20 protein-coding genes and 6 pseudogenes are annotated in these 21,670 nt (G+C 59.7%); 14 read left to right on the top strand and 12 right to left on the bottom strand.

What is annotated here, in order from left to right; all coding sequences use genetic code 11:
- Nucleotides 1–51: 51 nt before the first annotated feature.
- The gene (locus tag NDI85_RS18420) at nucleotides 52–357 is read right to left on the bottom strand and encodes a hypothetical protein (protein ID WP_310916591.1); all 306 of its coding nucleotides are present in this window, start codon (nucleotides 355–357) and stop codon (nucleotides 52–54) included.
- Nucleotides 358–548: 191 nt separating this feature from the next.
- On the opposite strand from NDI85_RS18420, the gene NDI85_RS18415 reads away from it, so the two are divergent.
- Together NDI85_RS18415 and NDI85_RS18410 are read left to right on the top strand one after the other, a co-directional pair.
- Nucleotides 549–1,064: a hypothetical protein gene (locus tag NDI85_RS18415; RefSeq protein ID WP_310916590.1), complete on the top strand. Its 516-nt coding sequence runs from the start codon at nucleotides 549–551 to the stop codon at nucleotides 1,062–1,064.
- A 315-nt stretch (nucleotides 1,065–1,379) separates the two neighbouring features.
- A pseudogene (locus NDI85_RS18410) lies at nucleotides 1,380–1,550 on the top strand (transposase); the annotation flags it as partial.
- Nucleotides 1,551–2,313: 763 nt separating this feature from the next.
- Here the strand turns inward: NDI85_RS18410 and NDI85_RS18405 are convergent.
- The 4 genes and pseudogenes from NDI85_RS18405 to NDI85_RS18390 form a co-directional block, all read right to left on the bottom strand.
- Complete coding sequence (locus tag NDI85_RS18405; RefSeq protein ID WP_310916589.1) at nucleotides 2,314–2,535, bottom strand: hypothetical protein; 222 nt, start codon at nucleotides 2,533–2,535, stop codon at nucleotides 2,314–2,316.
- A 282-nt stretch (nucleotides 2,536–2,817) separates the two neighbouring features.
- Nucleotides 2,818–2,907, bottom strand: a pseudogene (locus NDI85_RS18400) (IS5/IS1182 family transposase); the annotation flags it as partial.
- A 298-nt stretch (nucleotides 2,908–3,205) separates the two neighbouring features.
- A pseudogene (locus NDI85_RS18395) lies at nucleotides 3,206–4,225 on the bottom strand (transposase).
- A 30-nt stretch (nucleotides 4,226–4,255) separates the two neighbouring features.
- Entirely contained in the window at nucleotides 4,256–4,639 is a 384-nt protein-coding gene (locus NDI85_RS18390) for an antibiotic biosynthesis monooxygenase (RefSeq protein ID WP_310916588.1), read from the bottom strand.
- A 172-nt stretch (nucleotides 4,640–4,811) separates the two neighbouring features.
- On the opposite strand from NDI85_RS18390, the gene NDI85_RS18385 reads away from it, so the two are divergent.
- Nucleotides 4,812–5,435, top strand: coding sequence for a TetR/AcrR family transcriptional regulator (locus NDI85_RS18385; protein WP_188997643.1), 624 nt, complete (start codon nucleotides 4,812–4,814; stop codon nucleotides 5,433–5,435).
- A gap of 51 nt (nucleotides 5,436–5,486) precedes the next feature.
- Nucleotides 5,487–6,401, top strand: coding sequence for a hypothetical protein (locus tag NDI85_RS18380; RefSeq protein WP_310916587.1), 915 nt, complete (start codon nucleotides 5,487–5,489; stop codon nucleotides 6,399–6,401).
- Between the two features lie 239 nt (nucleotides 6,402–6,640).
- Here NDI85_RS18380 and NDI85_RS18375 read toward each other — a convergent pair whose 3' ends face one another.
- Entirely contained in the window at nucleotides 6,641–7,177 is a 537-nt protein-coding gene (locus NDI85_RS18375) for a hypothetical protein (RefSeq protein WP_310916586.1), read from the bottom strand.
- A gap of 170 nt (nucleotides 7,178–7,347) precedes the next feature.
- A complete protein-coding gene (locus NDI85_RS18370; RefSeq protein ID WP_188997807.1) occupies nucleotides 7,348–7,791 on the bottom strand; it encodes a hypothetical protein in 444 nt (147 codons plus the stop codon).
- 352 nt (nucleotides 7,792–8,143) lie between these two features.
- Here NDI85_RS18370 and NDI85_RS18365 point away from each other — a divergent pair, with 352 nt between their 5' ends.
- Both NDI85_RS18365 and NDI85_RS18360 read left to right on the top strand, forming a co-directional pair.
- Complete coding sequence (locus NDI85_RS18365; RefSeq protein ID WP_188997635.1) at nucleotides 8,144–8,983, top strand: ParA family protein; 840 nt, start codon at nucleotides 8,144–8,146, stop codon at nucleotides 8,981–8,983.
- Nucleotides 8,980–9,408 carry a hypothetical protein gene (locus tag NDI85_RS18360; RefSeq protein WP_310916585.1) on the top strand — a complete coding sequence of 143 codons (429 nt, stop codon included), beginning with the start codon at nucleotides 8,980–8,982 and terminating at the stop codon, nucleotides 9,406–9,408. The genes NDI85_RS18365 and NDI85_RS18360 overlap by 4 nt, the downstream gene beginning before the upstream one ends.
- 285 nt (nucleotides 9,409–9,693) lie before the next feature.
- On the opposite strand, the pseudogene NDI85_RS22350 reads toward NDI85_RS18360, so the two are convergent.
- Nucleotides 9,694–9,841, bottom strand: a pseudogene (locus tag NDI85_RS22350) (transposase); the annotation flags it as partial.
- 269 nt (nucleotides 9,842–10,110) lie between these two features.
- Here NDI85_RS22350 and NDI85_RS18355 point away from each other — a divergent pair.
- From NDI85_RS18355 to NDI85_RS18325, 7 genes and pseudogenes are all read left to right on the top strand, one after another.
- Nucleotides 10,111–11,121 (top strand): HEAT repeat domain-containing protein, encoded by a 1,011-nt coding sequence (locus tag NDI85_RS18355; RefSeq protein ID WP_310916584.1) that lies wholly within the window; start codon nucleotides 10,111–10,113, stop codon nucleotides 11,119–11,121.
- 59 nt (nucleotides 11,122–11,180) lie between these two features.
- Nucleotides 11,181–12,431: an ABC transporter substrate-binding protein gene (locus NDI85_RS18350; RefSeq protein WP_310916583.1), complete on the top strand. Its 1,251-nt coding sequence runs from the start codon at nucleotides 11,181–11,183 to the stop codon at nucleotides 12,429–12,431.
- 2 nt (nucleotides 12,432–12,433) lie between these two features.
- Complete coding sequence (locus NDI85_RS18345; protein ID WP_188997621.1) at nucleotides 12,434–13,363, top strand: NAD(P)/FAD-dependent oxidoreductase; 930 nt, start codon at nucleotides 12,434–12,436, stop codon at nucleotides 13,361–13,363.
- Between the two features lie 2 nt (nucleotides 13,364–13,365).
- Nucleotides 13,366–14,496: an iron ABC transporter permease gene (locus tag NDI85_RS18340; protein WP_310916582.1), complete on the top strand. Its 1,131-nt coding sequence runs from the start codon at nucleotides 13,366–13,368 to the stop codon at nucleotides 14,494–14,496.
- 323 nt (nucleotides 14,497–14,819) lie between these two features.
- Nucleotides 14,820–16,001 (top strand): ABC transporter substrate-binding protein, encoded by a 1,182-nt coding sequence (locus NDI85_RS18335; protein ID WP_310916581.1) that lies wholly within the window; start codon nucleotides 14,820–14,822, stop codon nucleotides 15,999–16,001.
- Nucleotides 15,998–17,230, top strand: coding sequence for an ABC transporter substrate-binding protein (locus tag NDI85_RS18330; protein ID WP_310916580.1), 1,233 nt, complete (start codon nucleotides 15,998–16,000; stop codon nucleotides 17,228–17,230). The genes NDI85_RS18335 and NDI85_RS18330 overlap by 4 nt, the downstream gene beginning before the upstream one ends.
- A gap of 3 nt (nucleotides 17,231–17,233) precedes the next feature.
- Nucleotides 17,234–17,449, top strand: a pseudogene (locus NDI85_RS18325) (FAD-binding protein); the annotation flags it as partial.
- Here NDI85_RS18325 and NDI85_RS22345 read toward each other — a convergent pair.
- Nucleotides 17,436–17,671 (bottom strand): annotated as a pseudogene (locus NDI85_RS22345) (ATP-binding cassette domain-containing protein); the annotation flags it as partial. The pseudogenes NDI85_RS18325 and NDI85_RS22345 sit on opposite strands and share 14 nt — an antisense overlap.
- A 281-nt stretch (nucleotides 17,672–17,952) precedes the next feature.
- Between NDI85_RS22345 and NDI85_RS18315 the strand changes: the two are divergent.
- Entirely contained in the window at nucleotides 17,953–18,846 is an 894-nt protein-coding gene (locus NDI85_RS18315) for a prohibitin family protein (RefSeq protein WP_188997612.1), read from the top strand.
- Between the two features lie 439 nt (nucleotides 18,847–19,285).
- Here NDI85_RS18315 and NDI85_RS18310 read toward each other — a convergent pair whose 3' ends face one another.
- Genes NDI85_RS18310 through NDI85_RS18300 form a run of 3 tightly spaced genes read right to left on the bottom strand, consistent with a single transcriptional unit; the run spans nucleotide 19,286 to nucleotide 21,497 of the window.
- The gene (locus NDI85_RS18310; protein ID WP_188997610.1) at nucleotides 19,286–19,867 is read right to left on the bottom strand and encodes a hypothetical protein; all 582 of its coding nucleotides are present in this window, start codon (nucleotides 19,865–19,867) and stop codon (nucleotides 19,286–19,288) included.
- Nucleotides 19,864–20,619, bottom strand: a complete 756-nt coding sequence (locus NDI85_RS18305) for an ABC transporter ATP-binding protein (protein WP_188997607.1) — start codon at nucleotides 20,617–20,619, stop codon at nucleotides 19,864–19,866. Before NDI85_RS18305 ends, NDI85_RS18310 begins: the two co-directional genes overlap by 4 nt.
- Nucleotides 20,616–21,497 (bottom strand): ABC transporter permease subunit, encoded by an 882-nt coding sequence (locus NDI85_RS18300; RefSeq protein ID WP_310916578.1) that lies wholly within the window; start codon nucleotides 21,495–21,497, stop codon nucleotides 20,616–20,618. Before NDI85_RS18300 ends, NDI85_RS18305 begins: the two co-directional genes overlap by 4 nt.
- Nucleotides 21,498–21,670: the final 173 nt, after the last annotated feature.

The raw sequence follows: 21,670 nt of genomic DNA, 5'->3' as shown, positions 1-21,670 counted from the left end.
ATACAAAACAGTTCCGAATTTTAGGCCAACCGAATCCATCAGCAGGGGGCTTCACAGCGTGGATAATCGGACTCTGTCAGGGAGCGTGAGCCCGCAGTGCGGACACTCCCCGTCGTCGGCCAGGCGGTCGGCGAGCGTGTCGACAGCGGGCAAGACGGCCGCCAGTTCCGACTGAGCCAGCGTGACGAACCGTTTCGCGGTCGTCAGCCTGACCGCGCGGTCCTCGTCGGCCAGGAACATCGAAAGGGGAGTAGTGAGTTCCTCGAAGATCTTCGGTCGCTCTTGGACTACGTTTCGGACCGCCTGTAGTGTAGGCTTACGGGCCTCAGCATCAGCCGCGCCGTCGAGGCACGCCACTGCCACCTCGTGCGTGCCTTCGCGGAAGAGATCGATCAGGTGGTCTGGCGCTGGCCTGCGAACCCTCCACCGAACATCTCTATCGACGAACGATGATGGTACAGACGAGACCGCGGCCACTTCTGTTCCGCCGGTGCAACCGAAAATCGATGCCAGATACGTTGGACCCGCTCTCGGACCGTGCCTGCCGGATGACCGACGCCTACAAGACCGGAATCGAGGTCAGCAAAACGTTGCGAGATGGAGTGTGTCTCTGGGCTGCGGTGAGCGAGGCCACCATTTACACGGAGCATCTCGAAGGCGGCTATCCGAACTGGCACCCGGCACCCGATTCGTTCCAGGGGGTGGTCCGCCTGTTCATCTATCGGGAGATCACGGGCGACAGTTACCGGACACTCGAAACGTATCAGGAACCCGCCTCACACTTCCGAAACAAACCGCTCCCCATGGAATCGGAAATACGATACGGTGAGGACTATCATGAGACAGCCAACAATCATGTAGTCGGTCCCACTGGGAACCGGGATCGAAAACTCGAGTACAGCGCCGGCACCGAACAGTATTGCGAGGAGGAATTCCGCGGCGAAGAACCCGATGAGCGCACGTCCCATTCGATCCAGTTGACTGGTGAAGAGGGCGTGTCCGATCAAACACCCGCCCACAACTACCGGTATTACCGGCGCCGGACTGGTCGGATCGCTTACTAGGAGATAGCTCCCCATAGCCAAGGCTAGTACGTACAGGACAACTGTAAGTACGATTCTCACTCCCATATTCTCAGTATCCATGAAGGAGTAAAACAGCTATTGCAAATCGATTTCTTTCACTGAGATTAACCGGTACTTATATTCTCCGTGCAAAAACCATTCCTGGCTACTTCAGACCAGCTTAGAAGTCCCTATAGAGTGTATTCTCCAAATTCACCGCCGACATAGATCTTTCTTGGATGAACTCATAAGCCGCTCAAATGAGATGCCGCCATACTAGCACGCGAACCTATTGAATAACGCGACTGCGAGAATGAATTCGGGCTACGGTTCTTCTACTTCACATTCGCCTGTTTGTTGTACTCGATCTGGCGAGCTGTAGACTTGCTCGTGCAGGTCAAGTTGACTGGTGAGTACGAGCACGCACCGATTGTGACGGCCGACAATACGCTCACACCGCTGAAGAAGGAGACCGGAGTCGGGTAGATAGCCGCTCAGGCCGGGCTAATGCCGATTTTCTGAGTGGCAACGCTGCCGGTAATCTCCGAAAGTCACAGATATAGTTGATAGTACGACAGGAAGGTGCGTTCGAGAGTCGATTTGAAGCAGTTTCTCGTCGCTGATTCGTCGGAAATCGCGCATTACAGCCCCGCTATACCCACTGTAGTCTCAACTTCAGAGCCACAACGCATTTGAGGTCTTTGGAGCAATTATCGTTCTCACTCTAGTTGCGTTATTGATCACTGTACTTGAATTGATTGCCGGCGCGGCCGGTATAGGTTCCGGTGTCTGAACACAGCCCAACTAGGTGAAGAGTCTGCAATCTCTATTGATTTTTGACTCTGCCGATAGAATATTAGCATAGTTTCGGGGGTCGGGATAGAGCGCCCGTGTCGGGGTCAGACAAAAACACATACTCAGAAGGGTGAAAAGAACGGGCGTAATGAAGCAATCAAATTCATCGGTAATACAGCTACTCGGGTTCGGAGCGGCATTCTTGATTTTTGCGTTCACGGTAGGGCTATTGATCATGACATACCAGCTTTCTCAATCACCACCACCATTCTTGACACAGGGAACGCGACCCTCCGTCGTTGACATCTCGTTTCTTGTTGCCGGCCTGATTCAAGCTGTTGTTGGCGTATATATCACACGTAACGTGTTCAAGTGGTCCAGAGCACAATAGCCGCTGGGACCTATGGTTGGGCCTCATCGTCCCGATCGTCATTGAGAGCCCAACCGATAGTATCTACTCGTTCCTGTAGACTGCGATTGTCCAGAGGCGACCGAGAAGAAATCCAGTTATGAAGACAATGCCGACCCCGGGAGCAACAATCACGAGTCCGAGAAAGAGACCAAATGTAGTTCCAACCCTCGCGATAGTACCAACGGGGGAGGCTGCCATCTTCTGCAGGACAGGTTGACGGTTGAGGAGGACAACTGTTCCGCTACCGAGTCCAATTCCAGTCACGAGTCCCACGATGAAGCTGGTCCTCAAAATAGTGGTTGGGTCTCGAAATAGTTGATAAAGGCCCTTTGGTTCTCCAAAATAGGCGAATAGAGAACCAAAAATGAGCAGGCGACTACCAAGACGGAACAGTGCGATAGCCTGTGTGCTACGGGCAGTGGGTGTGAATTCTTCAATTGCGTTCCAATGCCGGTCGACTATGACGATAATTGCGCCACCGAGTACTGCTGTCGGGATGCCGATTAAAACGAATGGCCGTGGTGAATCGCCAGATGTAGCGTGATTTCATTGGTTCACAGCCTGCTTGATGTTGTAAACTGCACACATCAAAACGAGTTCTCGAAATTCACCGTACCAAGTTCGCGCACGCCCTGCTCCACTTCGACGTCGACGACACCGAGCGGGCGAAACGCGAAGTCGAGGCCGAGGCGGTCGCCTACGTCATCGGGCGGTACTGTGGACCGGATACCAGCGGGTCGGCGTTCTACCCTTCAGATCGCATGAGGGCTGAGACTACATCGGGTTTAGCGGGGCTGTGGTGCGTGACTTCGGCCGAATCGGTGGGTGGAAACTGATTCAGGTTGCTCTCCAAACGACCATTCTTGTTGAAGCTCCTACTATATGAGCGATTTTCTGCAACTTTCGGTAGCGTTGCCACTTAGACACCGCTCTATCACGGGTAGAGCACCGTACTACCCGATCCGGTCTCCTTCTTCAACAGCGTGAGCGTATTATCGGCCGTCACCATCGGTGCGTGTTCGTATTCACCGGTCAACTCGACCTGTAGCCACTCTCGATTTCCCACCGGTAGCCGTACTCCGCGGGGTGTCCACTGGCTCCATTCGTCATGAACACCGAGTACTGCCGATGATCGTCGTGTTCAGAGTTCCCTTTGCGTCGGTAGATCAGCGTCTTTTCGTGCCACTCGTTCTTCCCGAGATGTAGTTTGCGGTCAGTCTCGTACCGTTCTTGACCGCGCTAGAGCAACCGCTTCGCCTGCGCTTTCTCGCTGGTCTGCATCCGCTTCGGCACGACGTACGACAGCCCACGTCGGCTGATCATCTCCAGAACGTGCTGGCGATCGAACTCCCGGTCCACCAGGACGTTATCGACGTGAACGAGTTCTTCAGCCGAATCTAGCAAGTCCTCGACGATCTCCTTGCGCGACTCGCCTTTCCGTACCGGGCGGGCATCGAGGACGAGTGGGACAGCGTTACCGACCAGCTGGACCGTCGCCCACTGGTAGGCGTACTCGTCGTTCCTCTCTTTCGTCCCGATTATTTCGTCCTCGTGGCCCGTGCGGTCGCCGGTACAGGGGTCGGCCTCAGTGATATCGATAGCGACGATGCCTGCGCGGAAGAACTCCTCCGTCTCGGCGACCTCGTCGATGAGGCGCCGGATTGCCTGTCGGTACATCTCTCGAATTACCGGTATCGAAAGGTCTCGAATGTGCTCGCGATGGGCGTGTCCAAGTGGTGTTCGCTTCCGTGTTGACTCGTGGACGAAACTGCGAGCACCCTCGTTAGCAGCGAGGTTCTCGCGTAACACTACTGAAGCGCATGTGCCAACTGCGCCAGAGTGTCGATTGATCGGGGATAGTACCCAATTCGAGACGCTCACAGAGGTCGGGATGGTTTTCGAGGTACTTGAGGAGTGCTGTCTCATGCTCCCAACTGTGAAGCTCCCTCATCATCAGTACTAATATGTGAATTAAATCAGGAATTCACGATGACTCTATCTGGTTGACTTCGTACAGGTGGTAATCCGCGTCTGCGATGGCCTGGATCTCGGTCATATGTGACTCGACATCATCGTCTTCGAAGATGGCCTCGAAGTCCTCCCGACTCTCCCACTGGGCGTAGTTGACTACGCGTTTGCCGTCGAAGCTGGCGTGAATGTTTGCCGATATGAAGCCAGGTCGGTGCCGCATTACCTCCTCGGTGGCGGTCACCAGCAAGTCGACAAGTCGCTGCTGATCGCTTGGTTCCACAGTGAAAACGTTAATCAGAGTTACTACGTCGTCGTTTTCAGAGATAGTAGTCACAAGTTCCCACCCCCGTTCGTAATATTGGTTCTTGACTGGACGATGCGACTTTCGGTTCTCCATACTCGACATGTCATAGTATTTTACTCCGGAAGTTACTTGCCAAATGGCAAGTACGTATGTAGAAGGCATAGTCATAAATCCGGCGATTATTCAGTATCCCCTGACGTCTCCGACCCGGAGTGCCCCATCTATTGAATACCCTTATTGGAGCGCGTCGAGAACTGGCCATCCGATGAGCGAGACAAGCAATGGGCCACCACCGGAAACTCACGAAGCGCTGATGCGGGCTACGTACACGGCGCTGTGCGAGCACGGGTACGCGGATCTCACACTCCGGAAAATCGCTGCTGATTTCGAGAAGAGTCGCGGACTCGTCCACTACCATTACGACTCGAAGGACCACCTCATCGTCGCGCTGCTTGAATACCTTTCTGACCGGTTCTCCGATCGGATCCAAGCAACTGCCGACGAATCGCCGAGTGATCGCCTCGACACGCTGATCGAGTGGCTCGCCGTCGGCCCATCACTCGACGGCGTCGACGGTGAGGCCTATCATATGGCCATCTTTGAACTGCGGGCACAAGCGCCCTACAACGAGGCGTTGCGTTCGAGACTCCAAGAGAACTTCAGTTTCCTCAAGACCACCTGTGAAGAGATTATTCGCGATGGAATCCGACAGGGGCAATTTCGGCCGGTCGACGTCGAAATGACGACGATTCTATTGCTCAGTGCAGTCGCCAATGCACGTGACCTCGAGCTTGCGCTCGGCGAAGAGAACGCAATCGAAACCGTACTAGCTGCACTTGACCACTTCATATTCCCACAGCTGTATGCCACATTAGGGTCCGACAGCTAGGATACTGGCCAACCGGCCAGTTTATGTGTGGGCCGTCGTATATTATACGTGATGTCGGACCAGTTTCCCGTGTCACTCACAGTCGATGTCTCAGCACCGTACGACTTCGCTCAATCGCGCCGGTTCCTGGATGGGTTCACCCCGTGTTCCAGTGATCATCACTGTGAGCTTGCTCGACTCACGACCGGCGGATTTGCGGACGGAAGGGCGTTTCTCGCTCGACTTGAGGCTCCTGAGACGCCACCAGCCGAAACGACGGAATTAGAAGTACAAGTCGAATGGGTCGACGAACCGGGCGACCCAGCGGTGGCGGATTCGTGGGTTACGGCGTTTCTTTCACTGCAGGACGACCTGGGGCCGTTATACGACGCCGCTGAGGGTGACGACGTGTTCCAAGCTGTCGTCGAGGATCTGTACGGGCTCCACCACGTTCGATTTCCGACGCCATTCGAATGTGCGTGTTGGGCTGCGCTCTCCCAGCAGACGCCGATGAGTCTGGCGAAATCGCAGAAACGCTCGCTCGTGGAGGTGGCTGGTCGGGAGATCGAACGCGACGGAGTGACTCACCGACTCTTCCCGACGCCCGAGATGATACTTGCCCGTCAACCCGAAATCGAGACGGCTCTCAACAACAATCGGAAGTCAAAGACAGTGCTGGGCGCAGCGGAACTATTCGCGGATACTGCCCTCCACGGACTTCCGGACGAGGAACTAGTAGCACAACTCGAGTCAGTGTGGGGCTTTGGCGAGTGGTCATCGGAGTTCGTGTTTCTCCGGGGGTTCGGCCGACTCAGTCGTGTCCCGTCCTCGGAGCGGCGGCTCCGTTCAGTCGTGGCGGAACTGTATGATCTCGGTGTGGGTGAAGCGAGTAAAGACGACCTCGCCCGAATTGGAGAAAGGTACGGAGCAATGCGAGGGTACTGGGCGCACTACCTCCGCGTCTGGGCATTTCAGAGGGACGAGTAGCTGCGTGGTATGTGCACAGTACTGTTTCGTGTATTGAGGGCGCTAGTCTCAACTTCCCATCGCACGCCTCAGTATAGCGGGATATGATTTATAACTACCAAACTGTACCGCAGTCTGGTAATTAGCGCCGGCATAGTCCTACTATGCATTATTCCGCAATGGACACTGGCTTTAGGGGCCCCACGCCGTACGGTGGCCACGGATGGTATCGACAGAAGGCTCCCCTTCGACTGACCCTCTCAGCGGCCATCGAACACTTCGTCTCGGACATGGAGAAACTCGACGGTTCGGGGAAGTACGCCGATATGGCCGGTCACATCGTGCGACGGTGGGCCGATGTCGACCTCGCCGACACCGGACTCAGGTCCTCGGAAGACCAGCAACGTGACCACGTGCAGCTTCCCGACTAGGCACACCCGTCCATCGAACAGTGGGAGCGAACTCGCGACCCTCCGGTCGACGCGTGGCCCGCGTTTCCAGCGCTCCACGCCCCCCACGCGCGGATTCCGGACGACGTGGCGGTCGATGTGGGCGTCCTCGATGTCGTGCGTGAGGCGGGAATCGACACTGTCGATATCGGTCACCGGCGTCCGGAGCGTCCTCAAACGGCTCTGTGAGGCCGGAATATCCATGTCGAGGGAGACGAGGAGTACCTGACTCCACACGGTGCCCGCCGAGGCGTGGGGTGGGTATCTCCATCCGATCGTTGGCTTCGAGGCCGCACAGCGGGCGCTCAGACAGTGCCCCCGGGTATCTCCTCGCAGCTGGATTCGCATACCGAGACCAGCGAACTCGCAGACGTGATCGGCGACGGGTTCGAAAGCTACGACAGTTGTCCCGACGGATGACACCGTAGGAGGCGGCCGCCGTTGCGTTGCTGATCGGTAGCTGTTCTTTCCGCCATGGAAGATGCTCGTTTGTGGGGTAGCGTGGTAATTTGTGCCGCTCAGGCGGGAGTGACCGGTCCGACGTACTGGCTCTTCACTGCATCTCCCTCTCGCCACTGCAGGTAGTAGTAGTCGCGGTCGTCGATCGTTTTCGTCGTGATCGTCCCCGTCGAACGGTCGATTCCCGCCTTCTCGTACGCCGAATCGAGCGCTTCTTCCCAGTCTTTGTCGTCTCCCCAGTTATCCGGTGTTTCGGCGGGCGATTCGCTCCGCTCGCGTCCTGTTGTGGCCTCCGATAATTGATCTATCAGCGCTTCGACCGCCGTGAGTGCCTGTCGATAGCTGTCTCGCACTTCCTCGTTCTCGTGCTTCCCGGTGGCCATTTCGTGTAGGTAGGTTCGCGCTTTGATTGCCCGCTCTCTATCCTCCATCCCTAGAAACCGATTCTTGCACTCACTTAGTGATTTAGGCACCCTTCGTTCAGCGCCCTCGTTTCGAACCATCGCTCGATGCGGTCGACCCTCGTGCCGCCGTCGTCGGTGTCTAGCTGTCAGCTCCGGTCGACGTCAGTCTCCTACCGTCCAGTTGGCTCTTCGAAGTCGAATGTCTAACTGGACGTCTCAGACATACGGTCTGGCTATTCTGTTTGGATATGCCTGCCAGCGATACGATACAGCCGAGCCGTTCAGCGAGATAGTATATGCGTTCATTCTGGCTGGGCTGGTTGGCCAGACTATTCAGCTACCTCATTCGGCTATATTGTTCAGATATACAGCTCAGCTATACTGACCAGATATACTATCTTGCTATACCGTCTGACTGAGTTTTATAGTCCCCTGGTACAACGATACTGGTATGCTGGCCTTTACGACGTATTCCGAAGCTGGCGGCGTCGGAAAATCGACACTTGCGGCGAGTCTCGCCGTCGCCGCTGCTCGTGACGGGCGCGACGTTTTAGTCATCGACCTCGACCCACAGGAAGCCTCGATCTCGTACCTGCTTGACGTCGATGACGAGCGAGACGATAGCTCGGCTGATTCGCTGGTCCGTCACCTCGTCGAACGTCCGCGTGGGGAGTTCGACGACCTCATCAGGCCGAGCGAGGGCGTCGACGTGATTCCCGCCCACAACAGCCTCTCGATGCTGGGTAAACACCTCCAGCGACGGGAGGAGGAAGCAAACGATTTCGGTGAGAACTGGAACCGAAACGTCCAGTTACTGCGCGTGCTCCGGGAGAACGACGTCCAAGACCGCTACGACACGCTCATCATCGATCCACCGGCGACGGCCGACGTCAAACTCTACAACGCGATTCACGCCACGCGCTCGCTGGTCGTCCCGTTCGAGCCCAGCGGGAAGGGTTTCAAGAGCGTCGACGGTCTCGAAGACCTGGTTCCCGGGCTCGAAGAGAACCTCGGTATCAACGTCGGCGTACTGGCCATCGTCCCGAACAACTTCTCGGGGACGAACGACCAGCAGGATATGCTCGAAGAGATTCAGAACAAGGGATACGACGTCCCGGTGGTCTTGAACGAGCGCGGGTCGCTGTTCGAGGGATGCTGGCGCCAGCAGTGTTCGGCGTTCAAGTACATCGAGGAGCACCGAGACCGTGAACGGGACTACGAACTCGAAACGCTAGAGCGGCTGCGGTCTCTGAGTCGGCAGCTACACGGAACCGTGGAGGCGACAGCATGAAGTCGGGCACCGGTGACGATCCGTTCGCCGACGACCCCGTCGAAGACGACGGGTCAGCAGAGAAACAGGCCGAGTCGTCGGCAGTTGGGACCGACAGAGACGACGATCGCCGACCGTCGCGCACCACTGAACGGGCCGAGACGACCACTACAGACAGGCGTGGGGCCGGGTCGGTGGACACAGTCTCCGAACTGCCCTACAAGTATCGCCGTGACAGCGTCAAGGAGTTACGAACCCAACAGCCGATGTTCCTGCAGGACACCACCGAGGAACTCATCGACGACACTGTCGACGAGATGGAGATCGAATTCGACGAAGACGTCTACAAGACAGACGTCGTCGAAGCGATGCTCGTCGCCGGAGCCGAAGGGTCGACGCCCGCAGCCGTGCTTCGCCGGTGGGGATACGGCATGAAGAACAAATGAGTCGCTCTCTGGGCAGCTCACCGTCAGGCAGCTACTAGAAGGATGTCTTCACCCTCTGTAAACTGCTGAACGCTATATCTATCGTGACAGCGTGGGAATCGTTTCGGAACGTAGGCAGGTTTCGGGTCAAATATCGCTCATTCGGGGTCAATCTCCCAATGAGATGCCCGATTTCTGCCCATTCTGGACGAGGGAATTGAGCGGACATGGAGATCGTGTTGACTTTGGTGCCCCTACAGAGCGTTGCCACTCTCGATCGGCGAGCCCAAACGGGGCATTCGTCGCTCAGTCAGACGGTATCAATGCCGAGACGACGACTTCGACACACTCATCCGCGGTCAACACGGGCGCGTAGTCGATCTCGCCGTCAACGCCAGCTTTCAACAGGAACTCCGTGAGCGACAGACGTAGAGAGCAAGACCGCGAACACGAAACTCAACGCCCCTGTACTCGCCCTGCTCATCGTCTTCGGCCAACTCCGGTTTCGAGTCGGTGACTCCCTCCTTGGGACGAACGGCGGAGACGGTAGGTCCGTAGCCGTGGGTCGCTTTGACGACGAAGTGGGCGGCGACGGTCACGAACGCACGAACAGCGATCCTCGTTCGTCGAGACAGATGCTCAGGAGAGAGTTCACAAGCCAGGTCGGAACCACCGGATTGAAGCGACTGGTAGTGGGTGCGATCCACATACGCAACCAAACCGATGAGTGACCCAGACCAGCCGCCAGCGCCAGACCACCTACCCGAACTCCTCAACGAAGGAGCGCACGAGGTGGCAGTGGGGTGTCTCGACCGCCTCGGCGCGGCTGATGCTGAGACTCGCAAGCGTGCGCTGCGAGCGGTTCGGGCTGTCGCTGCGGGGCCGTCACGCTCCTTCGAAGAGCTCGTTGGTCCGCTTTCGACGTTCTTGACCGACGAGGACCGTGCTGTCAGATTGACGACCGCGAAACTGTTCGTCGCGCTGGCTCAGTCCGAGCCTGCGACCGTCCTGCTCGTCGGTGACGCACTCGCCGAGCGGGTAGCCGACGACGAGGAGTTCTACTACGTTCGAGCCCGCTGTGCCGAGGCGCTGGGGTACGTCGCGGTCGACTCACCTGCGGAGGTTACCGACCCGGGAACGCTGGCCGATCTCCGCATCGGGCTGTCGTTCGACGAACCTGAGGTCAAAGAGAAACTCGCGAAGGCGCTGGCGTACGTCGCACTCGGCGATCCGGATCGGCTTCGCCACCAAGTCGACTCGCTGGCCGAACACCTCAACGACGAGAATAAACTCGTCCGATATCACCTCTGTACGGCGCTGGTGGTCGTCGGCTGTGCACACCCGGCGAAGCTGGCCGACGCCGAGGACATGCTCCGTGAGCGACTGACCGACGAGAGCCCGTACGTTCGGGGACGGGCGGCCGAGGCACTCGGAGTACTCACAGCGTCGGGCGTCGAGATTGAGTCGACTCCTGCTCTCGACGACACCGACGCCGAGGGCGGCGAGACGCCGCCCTTCCTGACCGACCGCGTGCGATTCTGCCGGCGACGGGTGGCCGACGAGTACTCCGAGTCACCTCCAGCGGGCGTCGGCACGATCGAATCGATTCGGGAGGGAACCGACGCCGTGGTCGAGGAGATGCTATCACCCGACGGGGGAGGGTGTCCGCACTGCGGGCTCGCGCTCCCGGAGGGCGGTCCGCCAATGTGTCCACGCTGTGGAGTCCCTCGGTGAGAGTTTTGGCTGGCCTAAAGTCCGGAACTGTTTTGTATATTTAGGCAGGCCTAAACCGTATGGCAGACGATTCCAACGCGACCGAGGCACCGACGCGACGAGAGTACGTGAAGTACGGCGGCGCAGTCATCGGCGGTGGACTGATCGCTGGGTGTTCGAGCCAGTCCGAGTCCGGAGCGACGCCGGAAACGACGAACACAGCGACCGCGACTGCCACCGAGACTGAGACGGCGACCGACACCGCAACCGAGGCTGCGGTCGACGACGGCTACTCGGTGTCGATGGCCCCGATGGGTACGGTCGAGTTCGAGTCCGTCCCGGAATCGGTCTACACCGGGCTCCCGTACGGCGCGGATATGGCCATCGCGTCCGGGGCGGCCGACGCGATCAACTCGATCTACTACCCGACCTACCACGGGACGCTGATGAACCACTTCTACGACCGGCTGGACGGTGTCAGCTTCGAGTACGAGGGGCTGAACGACTCGTGGAACCTCGGCAAAGAGGGGTTCTACGAACTCGACAGTGACGTGCACCTCTCGGACCCGGCGTACGCGTCGACCCTTGAGAACCTCGACCGGGACGACGTGACGGAGATCCGGAACCAGATCGGGCCGTGGTTCAACAACTACTACAGCGACCGCCGGCGCGACCCGCCTGAAGCATGGGCCGAGGACTACGAGTACTTCTCGCTGTGGGAGATATACGAGCGCGTCGCACAGGTGTTCCGTGCCGGTGACCGTGCGAGTGCTCTCCGAGAGGTCCACTCGTCGATACGGTCCGAGATCGAGTCGGGACTGCCGCCGGAAAGCGAACGCCCCTCGGTCGCGTTCACGTTCAAGGGGGAGGACGACACGTTCTGGGTGTACCACCTGAACGCCGACGGGTTCCTGAACGCCCACACCCGGCCGCTTGGGGCCATCGACGCCTTCGACGACACCGAGTTCGATGGGCCACAGACCCAGGTCGACTACGAGGCGATGCTCGACGCCGACCCGGACGTAATCCTCGTGCTGTTCACGATGGCGTCGAGCCACAGCATCGCAGACATCCGTACGGGACTGGAAGACGACGCCGTCGCATCGGAGATAAGTGCGGTCCAGAACGGGGAGGTGTACGCCCAGGGCGCACGCTATCAGGGGCCGATCATGAACTTGTTCCAGCTTGAGATGACGGCCAAACAGCTCTACCCGGACCAGTTCGGCGAATGGCCCGGGTACGTCGACGGGGAGCCGTACCCCGAGATTCCCGAAGACGACCAGCTGTTCGACCGCCAGCGCGTCGCGAATATCGTCAACGGCGACATCTGAACATGACCGGCACGAAACTCGAAGCGACACACGGGCACGACCACGACGTCGTCGTTATCGGCGGCGGCCCGGCAGGCTGCTCGGCAGGCGTCTTCACTGCCCGGTACGGCCTCGACACGGCCGTCTTCGACCGCGGGCGTTCCTCGATCCAGCGGTGTGCGCACCTCGAAAACTACCTCGGCTTTCCGGCGGGCATCGACGTCGAAACGTTGTACGAGTTGATGCACGACCACGCCGAGGAGGCGGGCTGTGAGATCGTCACCGACCTCGTCGAGTCGGTCGACCGGGCCGTCGATGGCGACGGGTTCGTCGTCGAGCCCCAGGAGGGCGACCCTGTCTCCGCGCAGCGAGTCGTCGCCGCGACCCGCTACGACGGCGAGTACATGCGCGGACTCGACGACTGTTCGGCGATGTTCGAAGCATACGAACACGACGGGGAGACACACGAGACCTTCGACAGCGAGTACGCAGACCACGACGGCACGACTCCGGTCGACGGATTATACGTCGCCTCACCGTCAGCGGAAGCCGACAGACAGGCAATCATGGCCGCCGGACGCGGGGGACGCGTCGGGCTCCGCGTCGTCGCGGATGCCCGCGAGGAACGCGGCTACCCGGAGGCGGTCGCCGACCACTACGACTGGATGCGAGAGGAGTCCACGCTCGACGGTGAGTGGAGCGACCGTGACCGCTGGCGCGACTGGTTCGACGAGCAGCTCCCCGACGACCACGACTTAGAGGAGGACCATCGCGTCAAGTTACGCGAGCAGGACATCGACCGGTCGTTCGAGACGTACCTCTCCGACGACGAAATCGAGCAGCGCGGCGTGCGCGGACAAAAGCGCCTGCTAGACCACGTCGACGACGACCTCATCCTCGATGCGGCGCGCGAGATCGAGGCCGAACGCCACCCGAGCGAGGTGAGCAACTGACCATGGCCGGAGAATCAGTCACCGACACCTCGACCACCTCGCGTCGCGAGCGCTGGTTCTCGCGGTTCGACGGCTCGCTATTCACGCTCATCGTCGGCAGTCTCGCGGTCGTGATCGGCGGCGGGCTCGTTCAGGTGAGCTTCGGCGCGTTCTCGATGAGTATCGTTGAAGCGTGGCAGGCCGTGTTCAACCCGGACGTCGTCCTCAACATCCGAGCCTGGGAAGCGTGGCTCCTCGGCGGGGAAATCCCCGAGATGAACAAGCGGAGCCTCATCGTCTGGAACATCCGGCTGCCGCGCGTGTTCGTCGGGATGCTCGTCGGGATGAACCTCGCCGTTTCAGGGGCGATCTTCCAGGCAGTCACCCGGAACGAACTCGCGAGTCCGTTCATTCTCGGCGTCTCCTCCGGGGCGGGGTTGATGATCCTGCTGACGCTGGTCGTGTTCTCGGGACTGGCCGCGTTCCTGCCGCTCATCGCCTCCATCGGTGGCGCGGTCGCGTTCCTGATCGTGTATGCCATCGCGTGGAAGAACGGCACCTCGCCCGTCCGGCTGGTGTTGGCAGGCGTCATCGTCGGGACGGCCTTCGGGAGCCTCCAGACGGCCTTATTCTTTTTTGCCGACGACATCGGCGTCGTCCAATCCGCGATAGCGTGGACCACCGGTTCGCTCACAGGTACAGATTGGAAACAAGTGCGGATGGCGTTGCCCTGGACTGCCGTGGCAATGCTGCTCGCGCTCGTCAGCTCTCGACAGCTGAACGTCCTGCTGCTCGGCGAGCGGACTGCCAGTTCGCTCGGGATGAGCGTCGAGAAGGTCCGGTTCGCCCTCTCGGGCGTCGCAGTGCTCGCGGCCGCTGCGAGTATCGCCGTCGCGGGCATTGTCGGCTTCGTCGGCCTCATCGTCCCGCACATGGTGCGCAACGTCGTCGGGAGCGACTACAAGAAACTCGTCGTCGGCTGTGTGTTCGCCGGTCCCGCGCTGATGGTCGCCGCCGACGTCGGCGCGCGACTCGGCATGGCCGTGATCGTCGGCTCCGACACTCAGATTCCCGTCGGCATCGTCACCGGACTCGTCGGCGGCCCGTACTTCCTCTATCTGATGCGCAAGCAGGAGCAGATGGGCGAAATCTGATGTCACAGGAGCGAACCGTCGATCCACGGACGAACGGCAGCAGTTCAGCAGAGACTGACGACGAGCGTCCAGGCGGCCAGACCGACGGCAGTCGTCGCCGCCGCACTGTTGGGCGGCGCGGTGCTCCAGTGGGTTCGCGGCGTCGCGATCAACGACTTCGCTCACGGCGTGATGTACGCGACCCTCTGGGGCGTACAGGCCGGCGAGATCGAGTCACCACCAGAGGCACTCTCGCGCGGACGAAGCGGCCGTCCGCCGAACATTGGTTTTCGGCTGGCCTAAAAACCGGAATCACTATGTTGCTTTAGGCGGGCCTAAAACGTATGGCAGACGACGCCACGGAACACGAGGCACCGACGCGACGAGAGTACGTGAAGTACGGCGGGGCAGTCATCACTGGCGGGGCACTTGCCGGGTGTACCGGGCGATCGGATTCCCGGTCGACACCGACCGAGAACGAGAGCTATTCGGTGACGATGTCGCCAGTCGGCACCGTCGAGTTCGAGGAGGTGCCCGAGCGAATTTTCACCCGGCTCTCACATCACGCCGGAATGGCGTTCGCGCTCGGCCGTGGCGACGACGTCAACGCAGTCAACGGTCCGGCGTACTACGACGCGACGTGGGCGCAGTTCACCGAGCGACTCCCCGGCATCTCGGTCGACTGGGCAGATGCGTACGCGTCTTGGAAGCCAAGCAAGGAGCAGCTCTACGAACTCGAGAGCGACGTCCACCTCGCGGACCCCGCGTGGGTCGTCCAACTCGACCAGTGGGACATGGGCGACATCGAAGAGGTGACCGACAACGTCGCGCCGTGGTTCGGGAACTCGCTGAGCGATCGTCATCAGGAGCCGACCGGCGAGTGGGCCAGCGACTACGAGTACTACGGGCTGTGGGAGCAGTTCGAGACGGTTGCCGAGGTGTTCCAAGAGGAGGCGCGGTACGAAGCCCTCGCCAGCATCCACGCAGACGTCATCGGAGCTATCGAGGCCGACCTTCCGCCGGAGAGTGAGCGGCCGTCCGTGGCGATGATCACCGCCGCCGACGTCGAAAAGCAAATATGGGCGTACAGGGTGGATAATCCGGGGTTCCTGACGGCACACACACGCCCGCTCGGCCCGCGTGACCCGTTCGGACGCTCGTTCGAGTCCGGCTCCACCATCGACTTCGAAGCGCTACTGGAGGCCGACCCGGACGTGATTCTGTACCTCAGCGGGATGCAGCCGAACGTGAGTATGACTGACCTCCGGTCGACGCTGGAGTCACACTCCGTCGCCTCAGAAGTCACCGCAGTCCAGGACGGCCGCGTCTTCCCGCAGGGCGCACGCTATCAGGGACCGATCCTGAACCTCTTCCAGTTGGAGATGAGCGCGAAGCAGTTCTACCCCGAGACGTTCGGCGAGTGGCCGAAATCAGATGGCGGGCCGTACCCCGAGATCCCCGAAGAAGAACAGCTGTTCGACCGCCAGCGGGTGGCGGACATCATCGACGGAGACGTCTACCGATGAGTGGTAACGATACTAACACGAGTCGAGCACCGACGCGCAGAGAGTATGTCAAGTACGGCGGCGCAGTCGTCGGTGGTAGCCTGCTCGCCGGCTGTGCCAGTCAGTCGGACTCCGGATCGACGCCGGAGTCCACAAGCACGCCCACAGATGAAAAGTCCTACACAGCGACGATGCCGCCGGTTGGTGAACTCACCCTCGATGAACCACCGTCCTCGTGGGTTGGTGGTCTTGGGTTCACTGCGGACGTGTTGACCGCTCTCGGCCAAGCGGACGGTGCTGTCGGTATGGCTGACCCTCGATTCTGGTATCAAGGATTCTATGACTTTCTCGACGGTGTGATGGTACCCGCGAAAGAAGACCTCGCCCAATTCACGACAGAGGAACGTGATACCGATCTTGAGGTGTTGTACGAACTCGACCCAGATCTGATGGCCGTCGACCCGAACCCCATCATCGCGATTTACGGCCTCGATAAAGGAGAGGCGGAGGAGGTTCGCGAGAACGTCGCACCCTGGTTCGGGAACGAGAGTCGACGAAAGCGCTTCGACGGGTGGACCTACTGGCCGGTCGGCGAACCGTATCCATATTTATCTCTGTCCGAATACATCCCGAAGTACGCCGCTCTATTTGGTGAAGAGGAACGCGGCGACGCGTTGCTTGACCTCTACGAGCCGTTCATCGAAGACGTTCGGTCGCGTGTGCCGCCGGAGAGCGAACGTCGGTCCTTGGCGCTGGTGAACGGACGGTACAACCCCGAAAACCGGGACGGGTGGGTCATCTACAACCCGAAGTCGGAGGTCGAAAAGACGTGGGGAAAGAAACAATACCGCGATTTGAACGTCGTCGACGCCTTCGAAGGCGCATACAGCGGTCAATCCTCCGTCAAGGTGGATTTCGAGGGACTGTTGGAGTACGACCCGGACGTCATCATCTTCAACTTTGGACTCACGTATCGTGACTTCCAGGGAGAGAACTTGATCCAAAGGCAGCGGGAGGTCCTTCAGGACCATCCAGTCGGAAGTGAGGTGACCGCCGTCCAGAACGACGATCTCTACGTCGGCGGCACTCCGTATCAGGGCCCGATTATCAACATGTTCCAGACAGAAATGGCTGCAAAGCAGCTGTACCCCGACGAATTCGGATCGTATCCTGGTTATGGTCAAATCTCGGAGAGTGAACAGTTGTTCGACCGGCAGCGGCTCGCAGACATCATCAACGGGGACAACTGACCACTGAGTACAACCAGCCCATCGGAAGTCGCAGGTATCGGCGGCGGCGTCGCTGGCCTCTCGGTAGCCGTCTTCACGGCTCGCCATGGGCTGGACACGCTCGTCGTCGACGCAGGCGAGCCCACCCTCCGACGGAACGCCCACCTCGAGAACTTCCCGGGCTTCCCTGCCGGCGTCAACGGCCGGCAATTGCTCGACCTGCTCGAAGAGCACGCCGATCATCGACTGACGTGTCGGAGATACGGGCCCCACCGGAGGTCGGTGTGGAAAGCCCAGTCAGGAGTCGCATCGTCGTCGTCTTTCCGGCGCCGTTCGGACCGAGAAAGCCATCGATTGTTCCGGTGGGATGGTTAGCGAACCCCCATCGAGCGCAGTTTCAGCGCCAGACGTCTTCTTCAGATCGATCGCTTCGATGGCAACGTCGTCATTTGCGGAGGGCATGGGGACTACAGAACAGGTCCGTGAAACGACTCCTATCCGTTTCGGACGCTGAAAGGGGAGCCGCTTCGGTTGGGCATCGTCGTGCCCACGATCACTGTGGACGCGGTGTACGTCGGTTCCCGAACTGGAAGCTGGTTAATTTCGTGTTATCTGCCGAAATATCTCACGTGAGTAGTCAGTATTATACGCAACTGATTCGGAGGACGATATGAGATATGCGCGATAGCCCTCCATTAGATATTGGTGGACTTGCTACGTCCGCCACGGTAATCGGTCTCGTTTTGATACTCCTCGTCTCGATGGTCGGCGGTGTGATGGCCTTCGAAGGCGTCAACGAGGGGAACGTGAAGGTCGTCAAGAACCAGGGTGCAGTGACGGGTAAGATTCTCGAACCAGGCTGGCACTTCATCACACCGGTCGTCGAGGGAACCGTCAGTATTCCGACGCGGCCGCAAACCTACACGATGAGTCATCAGAGCGGTGAGGGCGACAACGCGAACCAGGATGATTCGGTCCGCGTTCTCACCCAAGACGGCCTGCACGTCGACGTCGACGTGACTGTCCGCTACCGCGTCACGCCTCGCGACGCACCACGCTTTCACGAAGAGTATCGGAACCTCCCGACCGCGGAAACACGTCTTATCCGCCCAACAGTCCGCTCGGTACTGCGAACGGAGGGAGGGAACATCGACGTGACGGACATCTACACCGGTGAGGGACAGACGCGACTCAAACTCGCCGTCGAGGGTGCTCTCAAGAACGAGACCGAGGGAAGCGGTATCGTCATCGAGAGCGTCCAGGTTCGGAACGTTCGACTCCCGACCGAGTATGCGAAGTCCATCGAACAGAAGAAGGTCAAACAACAGAAAATCGAGGAAGCGGAGTACGAGATTCAGGTCGCCGAGAAGAACAAGGAGCGCCAAGTGATCGAAGCCGAGGCCGAGGCCGAACAGATTCGCATCAAGGGAGAAGCGCTCCGACAGAATCCCGAAGTGCTCGACCTGCGCTACATCGAGGCGCTACGAGAGAACGAAAACACCATCTACGTCCCCGCAGACGGTGGCGTCACTCTCACGCGCGACGTGACCGACGACCGTGAGACGACCGCCAACCGGAACGACGACGGAGCGACCACAAACCAGACCAGCGTCTCCACGAACGAAAGCGAGAGCTAACGTTCAGACTACCGCAGGAAAGTCAAGATACGACGCTACGTTACGGTCGCGACGGCCATCGTCGTTGTGTTCGTGACGTGGTGGCGATGGCTCGGACGTCAGGATTTCTCTGCTATCGCCGGTACTCGGTCTGCGTCTGGGACTCGGAGACGTCGTTGGCCAGATCGTGACCGGTCCTCCTCACCGTCTCCACGGCTCGCGTCGGGGACGTTCGAACGGACCGAGTCCACAGCAGTTCAGCTCTCGAAGACGAGCCCCCGTGAATCAGGTACAGATCGGGAGGGGCGGGTGAGCGCCGCGATATCCATCGAGAACTCCGCGTCCTCGTTTTCGGAAGAATACATCTCGCCAGAGGTGGGGTCGATTCGACTGTGGCAGTCGGGTAGACGAAACGAAAACGTTCGGGTTTCGGAGCAGGCCCTGTATCGAGGTGCCACTCCTACATCGGCAATCGTCGTTTTTCTTCGATACTGAGACGGATCTGGTACTCGAGCGTTTCCCAGTCGTCATCCCTCGAGTACCGTGAGGCTCGTCCATCGAACTTCTCCACGATGTAGTGTGTCCCTGTGCTTGGGAGGTCGTCGCCGCGAAGTTCGTATCGTCTGCTGACACTCTCGCCGGGATCGAGCGGCCGGGTTATCGGCTCCCCATCCAACGACATCGACGACCCGCCACGGTCGACTTCTACGCGGTCGGTTGTTTCGTATGATGGAGAGAACAGGGTCGTCTTCCACGTGTCTTCGCCGGGCGTCGGCGACAGGGCGAGTGCGAGGACGCCGAAGGGCCAGACGCCGTAGCTACGGATTCGAATCGGGTCGTCGGCCGTGTTCTCCAGTGTGAGCGTGAGTGCGGCCGGCTGTTCGATCGTCGCGTCAGCGACTGCGAGGCGTACTGACAGCGAGAGCGGGTCCAGAGACGTCTCCGTCGCCGTGTTGGAGATTCGATATTCAGTATCACCGACACACCCGGAGAGACCAGCGATGGACAGCGTACTCGCCGTCAAGAACGTTCGGCGCTTCATCGCCGCTCGCCCTCGTCGTCGATACGAGCGTCGGTGAGTTCGACGAACACGTCTTCCATCGTCGCGTCGTCGGGTGACGCAGTCCGATTTCGGAGTTCGTCGAGCGTTCCCTCGGCAACCAACTGCCCCTCGTGGAGGACACCGATCCGGTCACAGACCAGTTCGACCTGCCCGAGAACGTGACTGGAGAAGAACACCGTTGCACCACGCTGGTTCTCCTCGTGGACGATTTCCCGTACCCGTCGGACGCCGTGTGGATCGAGGCCGCTGAACGGTTCGTCCAGGACGAGCAGTTCGGGGTCGCCGACGAGTGCCATCGCGAGCGCCAACCGTTGCTCCATTCCACGTGAGAAGTCACCCGCATCGTCGTCGACGGCATCTCCGAGTCCAACGCGTTCGAGGAGTACTGCCGGATCGTCGTCGTCGCGTTTCGTCTCTGCGACGAACGCGACGTGCTGACGTGCGGATCGCCCCTCGTAGAGGCCAAATCGATCCGGAAGCACCCCGACTCGGTCGTGAACCTCGACGATGTCACGTCGTGGATCGCGACCGAGGACGCGGACCGTTCCTGAAGTCGGTCGCAGGTAATCGAGCAACAGTCCGATCGTCGTCGATTTGCCAGCGCCGTTCGGGCCGAGAAACCCGTACGTTTCGCCGCGCTCGACTGTCAGATCGAGGTTATCGACGGCGTGGACGTCGTCGTACTCCTTGGTCACCGCGTTGGCTTCGATTGCGGGCTCTGACGAGCTCATAATGCGTCACCTCTGTTGAAGACACGGCGAGCGAGAGCTACCGGCACCACCACCCAGACGAGTAGGACGACCAGGCTCAGTGCGGGGTGGAGGTACCATGGACCGCCGCCGTCGAATGCTGCCTCGACGACGAAAGCGTTCACAGAGACACCTGGAGCGAGTTTGGTGTAGACGATGTGAAACAGCTCTGTCGAGTTGCCGACGTCGAGAAACCAGTTCGTTAGGACGTTGTACGCGCCATCGGGGGTCAATCTAAGCGCGAGAAAGAGCGGCCCACTCGCCGGCGCATCGTATGGGTTGACCGGAATGCCGGTGACGGCAGTATAGAGCGACGTGACGATCCGACTCCAGAACAGCGTCACGAAGAAGTATGCGAATACCCCTGTCGCGGCAGTCACGGTTCGTCGAGTGACCGTCGAGACGAACACGCCGACAGCGACCATCGCGCTGGCAAGTAACAGCGTCGCGACGAGCGTCCCGAGGAAGGGAAGCAGACCGAACGTGCCGTGTTCGAGTAGGCCGATGCCGGCGAGAACGAGCGTTGCCGCGACGATCGCCGTCCCGACGCCCACGAACCGCCCAGTCGTCTTCCCGAAGAGGACCTGCGTCCGCGTCAGTGGCAACCCGAGGAGGAACTTGAGACTGCCAGTGGTTCGCTCACCGATGAGTGACTGATACGACAGGAGGAGGGCACCGATCGGGAGGAACAGGTCGACGCCGATCTGGATGTATCCGATGGTGATATTTCGTCCGACCGCGTCCCACCCGGCGTAGGTCGGTCGGAACCCCCAAAGAACGACGAGGAGAGCGAGTATCCACGCTCCCTTTGAGGTGAGCACTGTCCGGTATTCGCTGCGTGCAAGCGGGGACCACCGCATGGCAGAACAGACAAATAGCCGTCACAAAAGCCTACCTCTTGTACGCGGTGTCCGCTCTCCCGTCTTGCGTTCTATCTGAATGAAACTCGACCCTCTGCCATCAACCGACATCGTCGCCACGGTTAAACAACTGTCACGGACGGTCGGGGTTCCTCAAATGATAGAGCGGTTCG

This window comes from Haloarcula sp. S1AR25-4, assembly GCF_031624555.1.
Lineage (GTDB): Archaea > Halobacteriota > Halobacteria > Halobacteriales > Haloarculaceae > Haloarcula > Haloarcula pellucida.
Note: the sequence above shows the minus strand (reverse complement) of the source record. Positions and strands in the feature narration are given on the sequence as shown.

Coding starts and splice junctions, on each gene's coding strand:
- NDI85_RS18415 (WP_310916590.1), top strand. CDS start 549: ATGACCGACGCCTACAAGACCGGAATCGAGGTCAGCAAAACGTTGCGA.
- NDI85_RS18390 (WP_310916588.1), bottom strand. CDS start 4,639: ATGGAGAACCGAAAGTCGCATCGTCCAGTCAAGAACCAATATTACGAA.
- NDI85_RS18385 (WP_188997643.1), top strand. CDS start 4,812: ATGAGCGAGACAAGCAATGGGCCACCACCGGAAACTCACGAAGCGCTG.
- NDI85_RS18380 (WP_310916587.1), top strand. CDS start 5,487: ATGTCGGACCAGTTTCCCGTGTCACTCACAGTCGATGTCTCAGCACCG.
- NDI85_RS18375 (WP_310916586.1), bottom strand. CDS start 7,177: ATGCGAATCCAGCTGCGAGGAGATACCCGGGGGCACTGTCTGAGCGCC.
- NDI85_RS18370 (WP_188997807.1), bottom strand. CDS start 7,791: ATGGTTCGAAACGAGGGCGCTGAACGAAGGGTGCCTAAATCACTAAGT.
- NDI85_RS18365 (WP_188997635.1), top strand. CDS start 8,144: ATGCTGGCCTTTACGACGTATTCCGAAGCTGGCGGCGTCGGAAAATCG.
- NDI85_RS18360 (WP_310916585.1), top strand. CDS start 8,980: ATGAAGTCGGGCACCGGTGACGATCCGTTCGCCGACGACCCCGTCGAA.
- NDI85_RS18355 (WP_310916584.1), top strand. CDS start 10,111: ATGAGTGACCCAGACCAGCCGCCAGCGCCAGACCACCTACCCGAACTC.
- NDI85_RS18350 (WP_310916583.1), top strand. CDS start 11,181: ATGGCAGACGATTCCAACGCGACCGAGGCACCGACGCGACGAGAGTAC.
- NDI85_RS18345 (WP_188997621.1), top strand. CDS start 12,434: ATGACCGGCACGAAACTCGAAGCGACACACGGGCACGACCACGACGTC.
- NDI85_RS18340 (WP_310916582.1), top strand. CDS start 13,366: ATGGCCGGAGAATCAGTCACCGACACCTCGACCACCTCGCGTCGCGAG.
- NDI85_RS18335 (WP_310916581.1), top strand. CDS start 14,820: ATGGCAGACGACGCCACGGAACACGAGGCACCGACGCGACGAGAGTAC.
- NDI85_RS18330 (WP_310916580.1), top strand. CDS start 15,998: ATGAGTGGTAACGATACTAACACGAGTCGAGCACCGACGCGCAGAGAG.
- NDI85_RS18310 (WP_188997610.1), bottom strand. CDS start 19,867: ATGAAGCGCCGAACGTTCTTGACGGCGAGTACGCTGTCCATCGCTGGT.
- NDI85_RS18305 (WP_188997607.1), bottom strand. CDS start 20,619: ATGAGCTCGTCAGAGCCCGCAATCGAAGCCAACGCGGTGACCAAGGAG.
- NDI85_RS18300 (WP_310916578.1), bottom strand. CDS start 21,497: ATGCGGTGGTCCCCGCTTGCACGCAGCGAATACCGGACAGTGCTCACC.